Annotated in this window: 20 protein-coding genes; 16 read left to right on the forward strand and 4 right to left on the reverse strand. The window is 46.2% G+C overall.

The genetic code is table 11. The features are described 5' to 3' along the window. Positions 1 to 153 precede the first annotated feature (153 nt). The 3 genes from J2X05_RS08655 (at position 154) to J2X05_RS08665 (ending at position 4,000) form a co-directional block, all read left to right on the forward strand. Positions 154 to 1,149, forward strand: a complete 996-nt coding sequence (locus tag J2X05_RS08655) for a TniB family NTP-binding protein (RefSeq protein ID WP_310071367.1) — start codon at positions 154 to 156, stop codon at positions 1,147 to 1,149. Between the two features lie 121 nt (positions 1,150 to 1,270). Further along, complete coding sequence (locus J2X05_RS08660; RefSeq protein ID WP_310071370.1) at positions 1,271 to 2,503, forward strand: TniQ family protein; 1,233 nt, start codon at positions 1,271 to 1,273, stop codon at positions 2,501 to 2,503. Positions 2,504 to 2,527: 24 nt separating this feature from the next. After that, positions 2,528 to 4,000 (forward strand): TniQ family protein, encoded by a 1,473-nt coding sequence (locus J2X05_RS08665; RefSeq protein ID WP_310071373.1) that lies wholly within the window; start codon positions 2,528 to 2,530, stop codon positions 3,998 to 4,000. A 418-nt stretch (positions 4,001 to 4,418) separates the two neighbouring features. Here the strand turns inward: J2X05_RS08665 and J2X05_RS08670 are convergent, their stop codons facing one another. The 4 genes from J2X05_RS08670 to J2X05_RS08685 all read right to left on the reverse strand — a co-directional run bounded on the left by J2X05_RS08670 (position 4,419) and on the right by J2X05_RS08685 (position 7,209). Further along, positions 4,419 to 5,465 carry a hypothetical protein gene (locus J2X05_RS08670; protein WP_310071377.1) on the reverse strand — a complete coding sequence of 349 codons (1,047 nt, stop codon included), beginning with the start codon at positions 5,463 to 5,465 and terminating at the stop codon, positions 4,419 to 4,421. A gap of 52 nt (positions 5,466 to 5,517) precedes the next feature. Continuing rightward, on the reverse strand, positions 5,518 to 6,156 hold the full coding sequence (locus J2X05_RS08675) for a hypothetical protein (RefSeq protein ID WP_310071379.1): 639 nt from the start codon (positions 6,154 to 6,156) through the stop codon (positions 5,518 to 5,520). Beyond that, positions 6,150 to 6,773, reverse strand: coding sequence for an HAD family hydrolase (locus J2X05_RS08680; protein WP_310071382.1), 624 nt, complete (start codon positions 6,771 to 6,773; stop codon positions 6,150 to 6,152). Before J2X05_RS08680 ends, J2X05_RS08675 begins: the two co-directional genes overlap by 7 nt. A 160-nt stretch (positions 6,774 to 6,933) precedes the next feature. Then, on the reverse strand, positions 6,934 to 7,209 hold the full coding sequence (locus J2X05_RS08685) for a metal/formaldehyde-sensitive transcriptional repressor (protein ID WP_310071384.1): 276 nt from the start codon (positions 7,207 to 7,209) through the stop codon (positions 6,934 to 6,936). Positions 7,210 to 7,278: 69 nt separating this feature from the next. Between J2X05_RS08685 and dmeF the strand changes: the two genes are divergently transcribed. The 13 genes from dmeF (at position 7,279) to J2X05_RS08750 (ending at position 18,346) form a co-directional block, all read left to right on the forward strand. Then, the gene (gene dmeF, locus J2X05_RS08690) at positions 7,279 to 8,244 is read left to right on the forward strand and encodes a CDF family Co(II)/Ni(II) efflux transporter DmeF (protein ID WP_310071387.1); all 966 of its coding nucleotides are present in this window, start codon (positions 7,279 to 7,281) and stop codon (positions 8,242 to 8,244) included. A gap of 126 nt (positions 8,245 to 8,370) precedes the next feature. Beyond that, on the forward strand, positions 8,371 to 8,763 hold the full coding sequence (locus J2X05_RS08695; protein WP_310071390.1) for a hypothetical protein: 393 nt from the start codon (positions 8,371 to 8,373) through the stop codon (positions 8,761 to 8,763). A 114-nt stretch (positions 8,764 to 8,877) separates the two neighbouring features. Continuing rightward, positions 8,878 to 9,387: a DUF411 domain-containing protein gene (locus J2X05_RS08700; RefSeq protein ID WP_310071393.1), complete on the forward strand. Its 510-nt coding sequence runs from the start codon at positions 8,878 to 8,880 to the stop codon at positions 9,385 to 9,387. 11 nt (positions 9,388 to 9,398) lie between these two features. Beyond that, a complete protein-coding gene (locus J2X05_RS08705) occupies positions 9,399 to 11,522 on the forward strand; it encodes a copper resistance system multicopper oxidase (protein ID WP_310071395.1) in 2,124 nt (707 codons plus the stop codon). A 9-nt stretch (positions 11,523 to 11,531) separates the two neighbouring features. Then, complete coding sequence (locus tag J2X05_RS08710) at positions 11,532 to 12,245, forward strand: copper resistance protein B (protein ID WP_310071398.1); 714 nt, start codon at positions 11,532 to 11,534, stop codon at positions 12,243 to 12,245. Between the two features lie 88 nt (positions 12,246 to 12,333). Beyond that, a complete protein-coding gene (locus J2X05_RS08715; RefSeq protein WP_310072523.1) occupies positions 12,334 to 12,624 on the forward strand; it encodes a hypothetical protein in 291 nt (96 codons plus the stop codon). A gap of 109 nt (positions 12,625 to 12,733) precedes the next feature. Continuing rightward, a complete protein-coding gene (locus J2X05_RS08720) occupies positions 12,734 to 13,264 on the forward strand; it encodes a c-type cytochrome (protein WP_310071401.1) in 531 nt (176 codons plus the stop codon). Between the two features lie 267 nt (positions 13,265 to 13,531). Beyond that, positions 13,532 to 13,780: a DUF2933 domain-containing protein gene (locus J2X05_RS08725; RefSeq protein ID WP_310071404.1), complete on the forward strand. Its 249-nt coding sequence runs from the start codon at positions 13,532 to 13,534 to the stop codon at positions 13,778 to 13,780. A gap of 65 nt (positions 13,781 to 13,845) precedes the next feature. Beyond that, positions 13,846 to 14,304: an ATPase gene (locus J2X05_RS08730; protein WP_310071406.1), complete on the forward strand. Its 459-nt coding sequence runs from the start codon at positions 13,846 to 13,848 to the stop codon at positions 14,302 to 14,304. A 405-nt stretch (positions 14,305 to 14,709) separates the two neighbouring features. After that, a complete protein-coding gene (locus tag J2X05_RS08735; RefSeq protein WP_310071409.1) occupies positions 14,710 to 15,123 on the forward strand; it encodes a MerR family transcriptional regulator in 414 nt (137 codons plus the stop codon). Between the two features lie 110 nt (positions 15,124 to 15,233). Then, on the forward strand, positions 15,234 to 15,599 hold the full coding sequence (locus tag J2X05_RS08740) for a hypothetical protein (RefSeq protein WP_310071411.1): 366 nt from the start codon (positions 15,234 to 15,236) through the stop codon (positions 15,597 to 15,599). A 93-nt stretch (positions 15,600 to 15,692) separates the two neighbouring features. After that, a complete protein-coding gene (locus tag J2X05_RS08745; protein ID WP_310071416.1) occupies positions 15,693 to 17,111 on the forward strand; it encodes a TolC family protein in 1,419 nt (472 codons plus the stop codon). Continuing rightward, a complete protein-coding gene (locus tag J2X05_RS08750; RefSeq protein WP_310071420.1) occupies positions 17,111 to 18,346 on the forward strand; it encodes an efflux RND transporter periplasmic adaptor subunit in 1,236 nt (411 codons plus the stop codon). The genes J2X05_RS08745 and J2X05_RS08750 overlap by 1 nt, the downstream gene beginning before the upstream one ends. The last annotated feature ends 1 nt before the right edge of the window (position 18,347 follow it).

The following is an 18,347-nucleotide window of genomic DNA, read 5'->3' on the forward strand; positions in this document are numbered from 1 at the left end:
GAAAACGCAAGTTACAGCATCTAAAGCTGCTAGATCACAAAAGGTAGGAGTTAACGATCTTAAGTTAGTCGTCGATAACTCCAGACGAGTTGCAAAAGTGAGTGTCGACTTGTTGGACGATGAACTTAGCTTTGACGGGTGGAGCGTAGAATAATGAACAGTCCCCCGAGTGAACGCCCCTTTATCAAGAGTCCATTTCACACGGAAGTGCTTGACTTATTCGATACCCTTAGGCTCAAAAAAAAACGTTACGGAGTTGCGTCATGCTTACTGTTAACCGGCGAGTCCGGCAGCGGCAAGAGCGAACTGGCAAAGCACTATGTGAAAATGAATCCTATCATTGAGCAGTTGGAAAGAACTTATATACCTGTTTTACATTTCGAGTTGAGATCAGTATCTAATGTAGAGGAATTTTTAAAATCCCTTTTGATAGGTCTGGGTGATCCTCAGATGGGGCGTGGTGCGAAAAATAAAGTTGAGCTCTACGATCGGTTGATTAACTTGATTCGGACCACGTGTGTAGAACTGTTCATTCTCGATGAGATTCAAGTAATCATTGAGCGTCGTAGCGCACAAGTAGTAGTAGGAATAGCCGATTTGTTCAAAGATCTTATTAAAGACACGGAAATTCCTATAGTTTTCATGGGTATGCCATGGAGCAAATACCTTGTTGACTCTAATCGTCAGTTGAAGCGCCGCATAGCGTATCGACGCGTATTCCCGCCTTACCGAGTAAGCAACAAAAAAGACCGGGACGACTATAGAAGGCTATTGAAGCTGTTGGCTAATGCTTATGGTCTTTCGTCCGACCTTGATATTTCAGGTACCGCAATGGCATTGAGATGCTTCGCCGCGACCAATGGAAATCTGTCTCTCACGGCAGAGCTCATAAGCGAGGCATTTATGATGTCAGAGATGGAGGACAGAAAGGTTGACATCGAATTATTTGCAAATGTCCTCCGCAGCTATGGAGTCGACGATGAATTTAATTCATTTTTAGTAAGTATTGATAAGCTTGTTCTAAATGAGCTGGTGGTTAATTCTGATTGGCACTTCGGGTATCGCGCAAATAAAAACGCAATTATTGATGCACAATTTGTGACTTACGGTGTATCAAAGGAAAATAAAGTATTTTGTCTGACAGGCTGAGTGAGCATCAGATGCAAAAAAGTGGAAACCGATGGTAAATGCAGGTTGATTTTTTTCAGTATTCCTCAATTAGAATATGTTCGTGAGACCCGAACCTATTTTTATTATTAGAGTTTTACAGATGCAGAACTTTGGTGAGAAATTAGATCTGCTCGAAATCGATCAGGGTGTGCAGGTGAAGCTACTATACAGAGCGGATAAATTTCCGGATGAGTGCTTTCCCGATTACCTTGCGCGATTATCCTGTTGGAACGGCTTTAAAGACAGCGCGGATTTCATGCGCTTCTTATCAAAAATATACAACAATCTGCATCCCGATGATTGCCAGGAAAAAAATCCGGATCCAGACAGCAAAGAGTTCGAAGCTAGATATCCATTCTATATTCGTTGGTATAAATGTAGAATCGCTTTGGAGTTCATAATACGACGATCCCTTGTTTATTCAGAGTTGAATCTGGATGCTTACAGAGTCAGTCAGCCTAACAAAGTATGCGTGGGTTGTTGGGGTGAAAATCCATATAGAAAATTTTATTGGCGATATCAAGAGTATAAAATCTGCCACAAGCATAATGTAAGACTTGTAGTTGTCGACAATATTCTCTACAACAGTCCAACGTTGACAGGTACGACGGAATATGTCGCTACATTGGACCGAAGATCCATAAGTTGTACATACGTATCTGCAATTCTTAGAAATAATCCTTTAAAAACATTTAATTTTGAAAATTTGCAACGTGAAAATTACATTATTGAGCTAGAAATAACTTTGTGGAGAAGGGTGATTAGATTTCTAAATGAAAGGTTTTCATTCTCGTTTGTTAGTATGGATATATTTGATTTCGTCACTCTTGAATCCATTGCAGGCTTAGCAATTTCTAATCGTCTAGAGAAAATGACGGAAAAGCTCATTGGATGTAAGACTGAGTTTTCGTTATTCATTAAGACGGCTGTTTTAGTCTGTATTCAAAGATCGTACTTGATGTATTATCCTGATGTAAAAAGCTGGGTATTATCAGAAGCCTATTTTATTAATCCTGTTTTTTACTCATATCTTTACGGAATTAACCAACATTTTTTTATAAAAGATGAGCTTACTTTTGCAGATGAAATTTCTCAAAAGAATGCGTTTCGAAGGGTGAATCTTAGCAGGGTGTCAGACAGGATCCTCTGCAAATTTATTCTAGAGTCGAGAATTTTGTCCGATTCTCAATTGGAATCAATATCGCGAAATGGACGGATTGTAATTGGAACTACAGAGCTACCGGGGCATATCGATCAGCAACGAGTTGACTACGAAAAATTTATTGAAATGACGGGTGATTGCCTTTTTGATAGACAGCCGATCAATAGATGAATGAAGATGATTAGGGAGGGACAGATGGGTAAACTTTTATTCAGGCCCGCGCCTTTCTCTGATGAATGTCAGGTTAGTTATCTTATCCGTATTTCTCAACACAATGGTTTTAGCCACATAGGGAAACTCCTGGATTTCGCTGGGCTTAAGTGGAAAAACGCTAGGGTCCCGGTACATCAGATTTTAACGGGCGAATTTGATTTGTCGTCGCATTTTTTGCAGTTAGACTTAAAAGTTTCCTTTGCACCAACCGCTGAAGTGTATCGGAGTTTTAGACGCGTGATAGATTCCCCCTATATATTGGTCAAACACCCAAAATTGTGTCCAGACTGTCTACAGGAACTGGGTTATTGCAAATATTATTGGTCGTTTTTACCGGTTGTCGCTTGTAATAAACACCAGAAATTATTGGTAGATGTGCAAGAAGATACGGGAAAACGATTGAGTTGGTATCGCCCAAGGCTTGATAGTTTCGATACTAACCATGAGCCTATTCTAGCGCCTCACCAAAAATTCGGCTCATCTGTTTTTCAATTCAATGCTTACGTTAATAGCCTATTATCGAATACCGTCCATACAGTGGAGATTCCAAAGATAGTTCGAGGTTTAACATTCCGGGAGTCATTGACGTTGATAAATTTTCTTGCACATTATTCAGCGAGACTGGTAGGGGATAATTTTAATCCCAACAGGATGGAAAATATTGAACTCGCTCAACATTACACAGCCATATGGAATTTGTTAAGGAATTGGCCAGATGCATTTTATTCTTTACTTTCTCAATTCATTGATAATCCGATGAGTAAAAGGGGCATCGCTGGAATCAATAAACATTATAGAGATCTTTACGAGCAGCTACATAGAAGGCGACTCAACCAAGGCATTGCAGTTATCAAGGAAGAATTTGATCGTTACGTGGCTACGTATTGGCCCGGGGTACTGGATAGTCAGCGCGTCACTAGGATCACGTCGTCAATCGCCTCGCGCAATATCATTTCCAAAAAAAAAGCAGCTGTTGTCATCGGCTGCCGACCGGAACGTATTGATAGTTATGTAATTATGAACCGCTTATCAAGGGTAATTTTTAAAGGGAAAGCTCATTACTTGCTTGATGAAGCAGATGCGTTGGCCACCGAACTTGGGTCAAACTGGACTATGAACGAGGCGTGCCATGAACTGGAAATTACAAGACATCAGCTCAGGCAATTATTGGATAGCCAAATACTAACCGCAATTCAAAAGCCAAACCGCCTTAATCGGGACTGGGTAATCGACAAAAATCACTGTGAAAAATTTATTCGCGATTTGAGCCTCAAGGCTCGCATTGGAGTGCCCAAGAAGCCCATATCTAGAGCTGGAATCCAGCACCAGGGATTCTCTATAGTTCAGCTAGTTACGGCCATGAAGACTGGAAGTGTTACCTTCGATTTCTCTCCAAACATCGACCACCGGGTCAGTTTTAAACAATTTTCTAATTTCGAAATTAATATTGTGTAATCAAAGCTACAACTTTCAGGCTGAATACTCCACGTTTGCCAATATGAAACGTGCGAATTATGTATAAGTACGCCTGAGTTTTACTGCGGACATAAAGGAGCATCCTCCATGCGTCCTTGTTGATTAAATCTATCAGATAACCAGACTAATACGTCTTGATGCAACAATCCGGCAATAAACATCGAATCCCAATTATTTTTTCCCATGTGAGCTTCATCTACAAGATCCAGTTCCTCTTGAATTAAATCCCGTAAAATAAACCATCCAGGGTGGGTCAATTTTCAATGCAGGGGGGCGCTCAATCTCATCTGGTCAGTCGCCCCGCGAACCAATTATCATATGGACACCCCGTAGAAGCAATCAATCTCGATGAGTATCGTCTTCTACCCTAAGTTTGGCCGCCACTTTTAGAACGGCATCATCGGACGTGCAATACTATTTCAAGCTCCGAAATTAATGCGTCTCGATAAGTTTTGAAGTCCATACCCTTTCGCAGGTTACGTCCTTTTTCATCAACCATTCGTTCTGAAATCGCCGCTATGACCTTTATCAGTTTGTCTGGTAAGTCATCTGCAAACTGCGAGGCATCAGGCTGTAGTTGCAAGGAGATTGCTCTGTACAGAACTTCTTTAAGCGGTCCATCATTGGTGGCGTAGATGGATTCCACAGCGCCATCTTTTGCGACCCATTTTTCAAAAAACTTATCGACGTAAAATAAATCCCACGTCATATTCATTAATGCTTTTTTCCGATCCTGTTGAGGTGCGGCAGGTTTATATTTCATCAAACTCGATGAGGCAGCAAACAGGCTTATCGCAAAGCTCGTGGCAGCCAGGCTAAATAGAAAATACTGATGACACCAATCAAGCAGTTTCTGCACTTTTTGATGTGTTGGCGCAGAATCGCAATGGCAAAGGCAGGTAATTTTTAACACTATCAGGTACAGCGTGTCCCATTTTTTTAAACGATGGTATTTAGTCAATTCGTGTCGAAGTTGCCCCTTATCGGTTTCTGGCGGACCCGGTAACGCGATTAGATCTGTATGCCCAAGGGCGAACTGGGCAAGCTGGTCCATGTCGGCATTATCGAGCTGCCTGAAAAGGATCAAATCCTCAAGAATTTCATCAGAAAAATCATTTTGATAATTAATTTTTTCATAGATGGCGAAAGTTGGATCCACCAGGATATCGGTGAACTTACAAAACACCATTAACGCAATTGCGTCCCTGTGGATCTGCTTCTTATCAGTCTTTTTATAGGCGCTCAGTACATACTGATAAATATTTAGATCGAAAATTAAATGATAGGCGATGCCGTTTATGTGATTATGATACAGATACAGCGCCGGGTTATAGATATCATCTTCGGTGTCCACTTGCAGGCAATGGGCGAACCAATCAGCTTGCCTTAGTTGGTCAAGAATGAGTATGGTGTAGTCTGGAAACTTGAAAGCCAATTGATCCATTTTTTGCCTTTTACCCTGTTATCCAAGATTTCCGTTTCACCAAGACCCGCAATTAATATTGCAACCGGGGTTTAATATCGCTGTAATTGATTTTTGCATTTTTAAAGTCTTCCCAAATCGCCTGTGTTTCAGGTGTCATCCCCGACACCGGCATAACGCCTCTGTTTCCAGACGCCATTTTCATCCAAATCTTTTCGGTAATTCCTGATATCTCCTTCGCAGCCTCCTCAACCCAGGACTGCTCGCCTGTAGTTCGGTCTTGCGAGCCAAACCAATGCAAGTAGTGCGAATACTTCCCCCAATATTTTGACATTTCGGATAGATCCCAAAAAATGAGCGGCGGCGCATCGGGCTCCAGTTCAATCAGTGCTTTTGAAAAAAGGTTGAGCTTTTCATGATCAGGGTTTAGCGTCTTAATCAATTTGAGAAATTTGTTCGTTTCTCTTGTGCACTTTTTATAAAAGTTGTCGGGCAACGCCGGATCTGCGAGTAATACCAATTCCTCAAACAGTAAATGTTCAATCCCGAGCCTTGCATCGGTGCATGCATAAATCATTGCAGTAAATGTTCTATGTCGATGGTAATAATCAATCCAGGACATCGCTCTATAAAAATAGCCCACTGAGTCAAAATAGATGCGGTCATTCAATATTTCCTCAGCACTTCTTCCTTTATAAATGGGGGCTAACATGCGATCTCCTTGAGCGCCAAAATGTCAGCAAGAGAGCCAATCGTTTCGGTGGAGCATTTTGTTCCTCTTATCAAATGCTTTGCGCGAAAACCAAATTGAGTTGGACCTTCATAGTCGGCCAACAAGGTGTCGCCCACGAAGAGACACTGAGCCGGATCCACTTTCGCTCTATCTACAACCCATTGGTAAATTTCTCGCTCAGGCTTTATATAACCAACGTCATAGCTCAAGCATTTGAGGAGTGGAACATCAGGCAACAACTGTTCGAGCACTGCACCATAGGGTTTTGCGAGGTTGGAGCATACAGCTATGGGAATATGCCAATCCGATAACTGGCGTATTGTGGGAATCACGTCCTCAAATAATGCCAAGCTGGCAAGTTCTTGCTTAATGTCAATCTCAAGCTGTGTGATCATCTGTGTCGGTGGAACAATCCCCATCGCTGAGAATAGCTCGGCCGGATCTTCCGGGCGCGTCATCAAGAATCGGGCATCACCCGGCCGGGGTGAGCGGCCTTGTTGTCGCGCCCACTGCAACACTTTGCGAAATGGATGATGTTTCACTCCAAACTGGATGAGAGTTCCATACAAATCAAAAATTACCAATTTGGGGCGCATCGTAAACCTGTGCATAATGAGTAGGTGGATTAATAAAACATCACTCTATTACTTAAATTCAAACTGCGCGCCTCGTGCGTTTGCATACGCGGCAGGAAGATCAATAAAAATGGTACAGATGGCCAATTACCGCTGTAATCCACCACCTCGCCAGAAGTACTTACTTTAAATAAGTTCGCAGTACCGATATCACTTGCTCCAAATTTTCCTGCCGCTGCTGCGGGGAAGCATCATCTGAACCCAGGTGTTCGCGGAGGTGCCCCTCCAATACCTCAGTCATTAGCCCATTAACCGCCCCGCGAATGGCTGATATTTGCTGAAGAATTGCTGCGCACTCGGTTTCTTGCGTCAGCGCCAGTTCCAATGCTTCTGCTTGGCCCTTGATGCGCCGTACGCGGCCAAGCAATTTATTTTTGGATTTAGTGGTATGAGCCATAGAACACCTTTAGGGGAATGCATATGTACTAGGGGGGAGTATATTAAATCTGACCAAAGGATACTTTAAATGCAATCCCACGCCGTTGATATAGATACCCTCCGTCATTCGCATGCCTTTGATGATGGCAATCCCTTGGCGGAGCGAAACATTCGTTGGGCGTTGTTGCTGACGATTGTGATGATGGTTGCCGAGATTAGCGGCGGCTGGGTATACAACTCGATGGCGTTGCTGGCGGATGGCTGGCACATGAGTTCCCATGCTTTGGCGCTGGGGCTATCGGTGTTTGCTTATGCAGCCGCTCGGCGTCTCGCCCAGGATGCACGCTTTTCCTTTGGTACCTGGAAAATCGAAGTGTTATGTGGTTACACCAGTGCGATATTCCTGTTGGGTGTGGCGGGCCTCATGCTGTACCAGTCTGTTGAGCGCCTGATTTCACCAACCCCTATTCACTATGATCACGCTATAGCGATTGCCGGTGTCGGCCTATTGGTTAACCTTATCTGTGCATGGTTGCTAAAAGATAACCATGCCCATCATCACGACCACCATGATCATCATCATTCGCCAGGTGATCACGAACATCATCATGACTTAAATTTGCGCTCGGCTTATTTGCATGTTTTGGCTGATGCGGCTACATCGGTGCTGACAATTGTAGCGCTGACGGGTGGCAAACTGTGGGGGGCCGATTGGCTTGATCCGCTCATGGGCATTGTGGGTGCCGTGTTAGTGTCAGTGTGGGCCTATGGTTTGTTACGGGATACAGGGCGTGTGTTGCTTGATGCGGAAATGGGCGCGCCGGTAGTGGCTGAAATTCGGGAAGTGATTGCAGCAAGCCCTGTCAAAGCTGACATTACTGATTTACACGTGTGGCGGGTGGCCAAGGGTAAATATGCCTGTATCCTCTCTCTTGCTACCACCGGTGATGTCCAACCAGATTACTTCAAACAACAATTAAGTATTCATGAAGAGCTCGTGCATATCACGGTGGAGTTAAATGCGCATCCGATTCAAATGATGTCAGCACAATGAGCTGTTTAGTGTTGGTAATCAAAAATGCAAATATTGTGATTGCACGACCACGCCCCGTCATACCGCTGGACTCCATGCTCCCTATTGCACTATGCTTTTAACCGTATTCAAACGATATCCATTTTTATGGTCATTAAACGACGTCACCTTATCTGGTTAATCGCACTGCTTACCTTGGTCTTTTTAGGTCAATCGTTGGCGGTTGTGGCTATGCCATGCCAGTTTATGGACGTTGCGCCAACCAGTCATAAGATGGAATCCATGGATCATTCGATGATGGGTATGCATCACGATATGAGCAAAATGGATGTCCAGAATAAGGCCATGGATATGAAAGCCACTCACGATTGTTGCAAAACCATGGGGCATTGCTCTTCCAGCAGTTGTTCGGCACCGGCATTGAGCTATAGCGTGGCTTTTGCAATCCAATCTGACACTTCAGTGAATACCAATGGGTATCACCAGTACATCCCCAGCTCGCCCATTTCATCCCTCTATCGTCCCCCCATTTTCCGCTGATACAGGACAGTTACGCCTGAAATTTGGCGTATAGATCATCCAATTGTATTCGCGGGAGTGACATTAGCTCCCTCCGTAGATGTTTAACAACCTTCGCGTTGTTTTGGAGCTTTTATGGTTTTCCAGCGTTTTATAGGCGCTATCGGTAGCCTGGCGATCACGTTTTTATTGATAAGCCACACATCACACGCCTCATCCACCCCATCAACAGCCACTGCTGCTAAACCCGCGCAGTTAGAGGTATATAAAAGCCCGACGTGCGGTTGTTGTGAAGAATGGATTTCCCACCTGCAATCCCATGGGCTGAAATCCAATATCCATCATCCCGATGATCTGAACGCGATCAAAAACCGCTACCGGATTAGCCCCCAATACCAGTCCTGCCATACCGCTATATCACCTGACGGGTATGTATTTGAGGGCCATATTCCAGCTCCGGTCATTACCCGTTTCCTCGCCGAAAAGCCTGAAGGAGCCATAGGCTTGGCCGTTCCCGGCATGCCGGTGGGGAGCCCCGGCATGGAAATGGGCGACCGCTTCACACCCTACGATGTGCTCTTGCTGAAAAGCGATGGCAGCAGCGAGGTGTACATCCGCATCACCAGTTTGACGCAAACATTCTAAGGAGAATGGACATGAAAATTCCCGACACCCGCACAGCGGGGATACACATACCAACGGAGCTGAGCAGCGCAACGGATCGCTATCCGGTAGTACCGGACATGTTGCCACCAGACCAGTCACGTCGTCGCTTTGTACTCGGTGCCTCCTCATTGGTAGCACTGGGTGCGTTACCGTTATCGGGTCAGCTATTTGCCGCTACACCATTGCAAAACAATGACCCCCAGACCTTGGCTGGAAAACAGTTCGATCTATCGATTGGCTTCCAGAAGGTCAACTTCACCGGCAAACAACGGATCGCCACAACCGTTAACCAAAGCTTGCCCGCTCCCATCTTGCGCTGGAAAGAAGGTGAACGCGTGACTTTGCGGGTAACCAATACACTCGATCACGACAGCTCCATCCATTGGCACGGCATCATTTTGCCCTCGGAAATGGATGGCGTGCCGGGCATGAGCTTTGATGGCATAAAGCCCGGCGAGACCTTTATCTACGAGTTTGATGTACAGCAAAGCGGCACTTATTGGTATCACAGCCATTCTGGATTCCAGGAGCAAACCGGCCTAATGGGCGCCATCGTCATTGAGCCGAAAGAGCCCGATCCTGTGACTTATGACCGGGATATGGTCGTGCTGCTGTCTGACTGGACGGACACTGCACCGGAAAAGGTCTATGGCACCCTGAAAAAGATGAGCCACTACTACAACTTCCGAGAGCGGACGGTTGGCGATCTGGTGCGTGACCTCAAAACCAAAGGGTTCGCAGCTACCTGGAACGAGCGCGCCATGTGGGGCCAGATGCGCATGAGCGAAACTGATATATCGGACGTGACCGGTTATACCTACACCTACTTGATGAACGGCGTTACACCGGATCAAGGCTGGTTGGGACTCTGCAAACCCGGCGAGAAAGTACGCCTGCGCTTTATCAACGGCGCGGCGATGAGCATTTTCGATGTGCGGATTCCGGGATTAAAAATGACGGTAGTCGCTGCTGACGGCCAGAATATCCAGCCGGTCGTGGTCGATGAATTTCGTATCGGGGTAGCGGAAACCTACGATGTCATCGTGGAACCCGCTGCTGATAGCGCCTACACCATCTTTGCCCAAAGTAATGACCGTACCGGTTATGCCCGTGGCACCCTGACCACGGATATTGCCTTGCGGGCCGAGATACCGGCGATGGACCCGGCTCCCAGGTTAGGTCATCGCGACATGGGGATGGATATGTCTGGTATGGATCACAGTGGACACGACATGGGCGGTATGGCTCACTCCGGCCATAACATGGGAGCGATGGATCACAGCGGCCACGATATGTCGGCCATGAAGATGGATCACAGCCAGCATTCGAAGCCCGCCATGGAAGGTATGGATCACTCCGGTCATGACATGGGCGCGATGGACCATAGCGGGCACGATATGTCAGCCATGAAGATGGACCATAGCCAGCACTCCAAGCCCGCAATGGAAGGTATGGATCACTCCGGCCATGACATGGGCGCGATGGATCACAGCGGGCACGATATGTCGAAGATGGATCACAGCCAGCACACCGGCAAATCGCGTCTGGCCAAAGCTGGTTTTGGCAGCAATTTTGATCCGCTCACCAAGATAAGCCATGTTGATACGGAATTTGGCCCACACGTGGATATGCGTTCAGACGCACCTCAAAGCGGCTTGGCCGATCCGGGGATTGGACTGCGTGATCACCAAAAACTGTACGGTCGCCGTGTATTGACCTACGCGGACATCCGGGGCCTGCATCCCACCTACGACAAACGTGAGCCCTCACGGGAAATTGAGCTGCACCTGACCGGCAACATGCGCCGTTATATGTGGTCGATCAACGGCCTCAATTTTGCCGATGCCAAGCCGCTGGAACTGAGCTTTGGCGAGCGCGTGCGCATCATTCTGGTCAATGACACCATGATGACGCATCCCATTCATTTGCACGGAATGTGGAGCGAATTGGAAACCGGTGATCCCCACTATATCCCACGTAAACACACCATCCTTGTCCAACCCGGTTCGCGCATCAGTTACCTCGTAACTGCCGATGCCAAGGGCCGTTGGGCATATCACTGTCATTTGCTTTACCACATGCCCGGCATGATGCGTGAAGTCAGGGTCGTTTAGGAGAACGCTATGAAAAACCTATCAAAAAAACTGACCCTGACTCTCTGGGCAACCGCGTTATCCAGCATGCCCGTGATTGCCCACGAGGGGGATGACCCATTGCTGTCGCGTGTGATGATTGACCAATTCGAGTGGCGCGATAGTGACGAGGCTGAACCCTATGTACTGGAAGCCCAGGGCTGGATCGGTAAAGACCTGCATAAACTCTGGATCAAAACCGATGTAGAGCGAGTGGACGGTGAAACCGAGGAAGCCGAAATCCAAGCGCTTTACAGCCGTGCCATTGCACCCTTCTGGGATGTTCAAGTTGGTGTACGGCAAGACCTGAAACCAACACCTGAACGTGAATGGGGTGTGATTGGTATCCAGGGGTTGGCGCCGTATTTCTTTGAAATAGATGCAGCACTGTTTATCGGGGATTCCGGGGATACAGCCGCGCGTTTATCAGCAGAGTATGAATGGATGCTCACCCAGAAAGTAGTTTTATCACCGGAAGTTTCGGTGAACTTTTATGGCCAAAACGATATGCACCGGCTGACGGGTTCAGGCTTATCTGATGGCCAGGCAGGCCTTCGGTTGCGTTACGAAATTCGCCGCGAATTTGCGCCCTACATCGGTGTGAATTGGACGAAGAGCTTCGGCAACACCGCCGATTTTGTCCGTGATCATGGCGAGCCCACCAGCGATACCCAGTGGGTCGCCGGTGTTCGCGCATGGTTTTAATACACAGTGTCAAACAACTTTAATTACCGAGGAACATACAATGAAAACTTTTCTTCTTAACTCTGCCTTGATCTTGTCTAGTGCATTGATGGTGGCTCCGAGCTTCGCTCATGATCCCGCAGAGCATGCCAAAACGGCAGAAGCGCCCGATTGTGATGCGATGAAAAAAATGGATCACTCCAAGATGGATATGAATGATCCGGTGATGCAGGCCCTGATGAAAAAATGCAGTGCAAAATCTGCTGTTAGCGATCCGCACAAAGGCATGGAAGGAATGGATCACGAGAAGATGGAAGGCATGAATCACGGAGACATGGAAGGAATGGATAAGAGCAAATCGACCTCCAGTGAAAGCCATGAAGGGCACAGTGCCCATTGATGGGTAATGCGCGGGTTGCTTACTAAGCTGAGTGGGCAACCCACAAATCGCTATTGGACACGGATGACAGTGTTTGCTGTACATCCGTTGTTAATCTGGAGAACGATACATGAAAACCATTAAATGGATCATCCTGCTTAGTGTTGCCGCACTGGCCGTAGCATATGCTTATGTCAATGCAGGGCTATACCCGATAGGCGCCGATGTGCCACACAATAAAGCAACTTATTGGCTGCTGGAAACCTTGCGTGAGCGATCCATTGCGCGCGCCGCTGCGGAAATTGACGTTCCTGATTTAAACGATTCCCAACTACTCCTCAGTGGTGGGCCGGATTACAACGATATGTGTGCCCAGTGTCATTTAAAGCCGGGGCGCACGCAAAGTGATATGAGTATTGGGCTTTATCCAAGTCCGCCAAATTTATCGCTGCCGCTTGATAACAAAACCAACAGCGCGCGCCGGCAATTCTGGATCATTAAACATGGAATAAAAGCCAGCGGTATGCCCGCTTGGGGGCCAACACACGATGACCAACGTATTTGGGCAATGGTGGCATTTATTCAGAAGCTTCCATCATTAACACCGGAGCAATATCAGATATTGACTACCCGAGGGGAAGGTGAAAGTACTCACCACTAGATATATTTAAAAAATTAGCCAGAAAGTTGGGGTGTCTATGTGGGTCAACGTACAGAGATTGCCTTACAAATAGTTCGCTAATGCAAGATAAGTATTTGTCTTCACTCCATTGGCAGATATGGATTGTCATCGCATGAACGATTGATCTGTATCAACTAATCACGTAAACAATCGGACTAGTCTAGTTACCGTACCAAAATGTTTAGTGCATCACTTGAGTCCAGCTTCTCAAACTTTTAACGCAGAGTCGATATAGGAAAAATCGTTATGGCAAATGCACCTAGATACTGGTCTGGCCTACACGGGCTTGCGACTCTCACTCTGATTGGCGCCGCCCTCTATTTTTTGTTAGTAGAACATGGTAATCACACCCTGCCATATTTGCCTTATCTCATCATTTTGCTGTGCCCGTTGATGCATCTATTTATGCACAAGGGTCACGGGGGGCACAATCATGGTGAAGACAAGCGCCCAGATCGGGATACCGACCGCAGCATGGAAGACGGAAAAAAATAATCCACTGAATGTTCTTAGCTTCGAAAATGAGCCAGATAGTCAAGTAAACATATAAGGTGCATGGCATGGAAATTAAAACTTTCTCAGACTTAATCGACTGGACCCGTCAGTTGCATGGGCATTTGTCAAAATGTCTTGCGCATTGCGCATCAAAAAACGAAGAAGAGCGTGCTCGATTACTACTTGATTACCTGGCTGAGCATGAAGGCAAAATGGAAAAAATGGTAAGTGCCTTCGAAGCGCAGGCGGAGTCCAAGGTAATGAAAACGTACATTTACGACTACTTGTCACACCAGCCTATCCAATCACATCGGACTTGCGATGCACCCTACGCGGAACTTGGTTTTGACGATATCTGCCAAGAGGTCTTTGATTACCACCAGCAAATTATTGAGCTTTATCGCGATATTGAAGAAAGGGCTGACATTCCTGAGGCGAAGGCATTGCTTGGTTCACTACTGGCGATGGAAGAGCATGAGGCTATGCGACTATCCCGACAAACAGGACGAATGAGTGATATGTAAAAACACATACCTCGATTCTCTAGCGCCGCCTACGCGGCTTCGAATTTACTCCCTCCTTTAAGAACTTGCTTCGCGAGTAGCTTTGGCCCTGCTTACCCGCCCGCCCAACTTACTTCCTCTTGCTATGTTGTATAGCGAACAGACCGTCCACAGGTAAAGGTAGCTACTGCTATTCAAATTCAATATTCATTTGGCGTCCCTAGAGTCTTATTAGCAATATTAAAAAAATACGCGATCTGACGACAAATATAAAAAGTTCACTTGACCTGTGAGCCGCACACAGATTTAGGATGTAATGAATTCACTATCTAAACCTAGGTTTAACTCTTGGGTTTGATCCTGATCAAGATCGAGAGTGTTGAAAGGAGTAAATTAAAAACGTCGAAGAAATTATGTGGAGTAAGTATGCGGGTGGCTCAACTGGCGCGTGAATTGGCAATTTCCGCTGATACTATCCGGTATTACACGCTTATAGGATTGATCAAACCAAAACGTAACCCGGCCAATAATTACAAAGAATATCGTGAAGAAGAACGTAGGCGGCTGCAGTTTATTCTGAGTGCGCGGAAACTAGGCTTCACCCTGAATGATATTAAAGAAATCATTCGCGAAGCCAGTAAGGGCAAGATGGCGTGCCCTCTGGTACGTCAAATTCTTGAAAAAAGGCTACAAGAAACAGAGCAAAGTTTTAACCAACAGAGCGCACTGCGAAAGCATATGAAAAAAGCAATGAAAGACTGGAAAAACAAGCCAAACCAAGAGCCGAATGGACATGAGATATGTCATTTAATCGAAGGGTTTTCCTTTGCAAATGAATAGAGCAATTTTTTTATTTGGAATCATAGATCGCTTAAAAAAGTATCACATAGAAGTATACGATAGACAGCACGTGTAATTATCCAACCATTAACCTTACCAAGGAAAACTTTATGAAAAAATCATCCGTATTTTCTGCATTCATATTAAGCACCGCATTACTCTTGCCAGCATTTGCAATAGCGGCTGACACCCATTCAACCCCCATTGAGAAGCTAATTTCAGAAATAGCTGATAAGCCTGAGCAACATCATGCTATTGCAAGTTACTACAAGGACAAGATTACTGAAGCCAAAAAAGATTTAGCCATGCATACCAAAATGCGCAAGGCTTATGAAGTGGGGTATGTCAAAAACCAGGACGCAATGGCTGGCATGCGCAAACACTGTGATAAGTTAATCAGTAACGCAGAGTCTAATATCAAAGAATATGAAGCACTGGCGGCAGAGCATGAAGCTATCGCCATGAAAAAACCTTAGCAGCCTGTTGTCGCGCGTGGCTTGCACTGCACGCGCTAGTTAATTGAATAAACCGTTAATTACAGCTATTGGATTAATAAAAATGGAGGACTTATGAATAAATTATCTCCATTTTCAGTTTCACTAGTATTTTTATCGCTCTTTGTGGCGATGCCTGTGTTTGCCGAACAAGGCTCCCTCACTTTAGAAGAGTTTCTGACTCAAGTTGATACTTCCAATCCCGGTTTGTCTGCCGCACAGCAATACAACAAAGCACTACAGCACCGCATCAAACCAGCAGGCGCGCTGGATGATCCTTTTGTGGCATTTGGCATGGATGAGATTCCTTACGGAGAGCAAAGTCCGCAAGCCTATCGTTATCAGATTAGCCAATCTTTACCATTCCCCGGAAAACGGGGCACACGTGAAAAGATTGCCGCACTCAAAGCGGAAACTGCTGAGCAAGAAACCGCAACGCAACGTCGTGAGTTGAAAGTAATCGCCACACAATTTTTTTATCGTACTTTTTTTAACGCCCAAGCGATCAACCTCAATTTACAACTGCAAACTGCTGTGCGTTCTGCAATGCAAAGCGCCAAAGCACGTTATGAAGCGGGAGGCACAGAACACCACGATTGGCTGTTAGCCAAAATGGAATTAGCTACGCTTGCCATTGAACAACAAAAACTTAAACGTGAACAATTTTGGTTACGTACATCGCTTAACGAATTGCGCGGTCATCCGCCTGAAGCTGACTTACCAATAAGTGTTGTTGACTTTACGCACACAACTGAGCCAGCTTTCACTGAAACCGAGTTTAACGATCAACCAGAACTCGCCGTACTTGATGCGCAAACACAACAATCTGCGCATGAATATAAATTAGCAAAGCTTTCCTATTACCCGGATTTTGTGCTGCAAATAATGGCAATGGAGCCGCGCAATATGGGTGAGATGGACACTGAAAAATCCAACTGGGGTGTCATGGTCGGCATGACCGTACCGCTTTATTTTGGACACAAGCAATCGCATTTGGTAACAGCCGCACGTTATGAGCAACAAGCAGTTGAATCGGATAAAGTGTATTTACGCAATAAACTGATTAGCGAATCGGTGAACGCAAACCAAGCGTTAATTTCTGCGCGTGACTTGGTGAGGTTGTACGAAACCGATGTGCTGCCTAACACACAGTTAGCACTGGCCGATGCACGATCTGCCTATCAGTCCCGGCGTATGAATTTGTCGCAGTATGTTGCGATAGAAAAAATTCAGGCGATCCAACAATTGGAATTAGTTGCAGCGCGGATTGATGTTGAACTGGCAAAAACCCGTTTAAATGAATTGCTGTCCTCGCCACCCATTCTCAAGTTGGCGCCATCACGCCCCACCGTTTTTGGTGCGGGCAATATGGGCGATGCCATGCCCGCTTCCGACACCGTCAATATGGGCGGTGGCATGAGCCAGCCCAAACCTGCCGGTAAAAAATCTTCTACAACTGATCAAGGCGGAAATTCCGGCATGGGTGGAATGTAATGAGAATATCCCGGTTATATATCACCTTGCTTGCTGCCACTGCATTGCTAACACAGCTTGCGATGTCTGCTGAAATATCATCCTCTAAAGCATTGTCTTCTAATGATAAGCAGAAAGCCCATGCTTCCGGTGAAACGCAGCACGGAAATGCCTCTAGTGATAAAAGTGTTATTGATGACCGCGCCGAGATTACGGTTTCAGATCAGCAACAAAAAGCCGCGGGCGTACAAACGCAAATTGTTACGCGCGAAAAATTGTTTCATAAAATACGCACCGTCGGCAGCATTACCACGGATCAAACACGGGAAGCGCATGTACATACGCGCATCAGTGGGTGGATTGAAAAAATTCACATCGATTACGTGGGTAAAGCGGTCACCAAAGGTGCGCCCTTGTTTGATTTATACAGCCCTGATTTGGTCAGTACGCAAGAGGAATATTTAGCGGCGCGGCGGCAAGGCTCGGGAGCCACTGAGGTTGCAGAGGCCGCCCTGACTCGCTTGCGCTTATGGGGTGTGGCCGAGGTGGAACTGCAGCGATTACGCTCGGCAAAAACAGCAAAAAAAGCACTGACATTTTATGCACCCGTAACCGGCGTAGTCATCCGCAAAGCGGCGATTCTGGGCACCTATGTAACGCCTGACACTGAGCTTTACTATCTCGCTGACATCGCCCAGGTATGGCTACTACTAACACTCTATGAGGCGGATGTCGCCTTGATAAAGATTGGCGACAAAGTAGCAGTGAGCTTGCCTTATGACCTTAGTAAACACTACACGGGCGTTATTAGTTACGTTTACCCGGAGATAGATATTCAAACCCGCACGGCTAAAGCGCGCGTGGAAATTGCTAACGCCGATCAATTTTTGCGGCCGGGTATGTTTGCCAATGCCGACATTGAAAAACAATTAACCGAGCAGCTAGTGGTGCCCGATGAAGCCGTGCTCGATACCGGCCAGCGCAAGATTGTGTTTGTAAAAACCGGTGATATCCAATTTATTCCGCGTGAAGTAAAAATTGGCCAGCGAGTGGGCGATCAACTGACGATTCTCGCAGGCTTAAACGAAGGTGAAGCCGTTGTTGTCAGCGCCAGTTTTCTGATTGATGCTGAAAGCCGTTTGCAAGCAGCATTGCGTAAAGGTACGCCCGCAGCAGGCGGCCACGGTGGTCATGGCGACAACGCTAGTGACACCAGTAAAAAGCCCAGTAACAACAGCACGTCTGGTAAGGAGTAGC

Source organism: Cellvibrio fibrivorans, from assembly GCF_031457055.1.
In the GTDB taxonomy this organism is placed as follows: domain Bacteria; phylum Pseudomonadota; class Gammaproteobacteria; order Pseudomonadales; family Cellvibrionaceae; genus Cellvibrio; species Cellvibrio fibrivorans.